The sequence below is a fragment of the Chryseobacterium sp. SIMBA_028 genome (assembly GCF_046535285.1).
Taxonomy (GTDB): Bacteria; Bacteroidota; Bacteroidia; order Flavobacteriales; family Weeksellaceae; genus Chryseobacterium.
The window spans coordinates 1-258 of sequence record NZ_JAWRWZ010000486.1; the positions used below are offsets into that span (position 1 = coordinate 1).

1 protein-coding gene is annotated in these 258 nt (G+C 41.5%); it reads right to left on the reverse strand.

Annotated features, from left to right (window positions below):
- A partial coding sequence (locus SCA31_RS24220; protein WP_410699531.1) for an amino acid permease occupies positions 1-258 on the reverse strand: 258 nt, incomplete at both ends.

Below are 258 nucleotides of genomic sequence, written 5' to 3' on the forward strand. Positions count from 1 at the left end.
CCTGCAATATCAAATGCATAGGCTACAGGAGCTTTAATAGCGTCCGGATATTTTCCAAGTGGATTAAAATCAGTATAATGCATCATCCCTGTTAATACAAGGGAAACCAATATGTATAAAAGAGTACAGATAATCAGTGAAGCAATAATCGCGAAAGGCACATCCTTCTTAGGATTAATGGCCTCTCCAGCCTGTGTTGAAACGGCATCGAATCCTACATACGCAAAGAAAATAGCGGATGCTCCGGCTACGACTCCT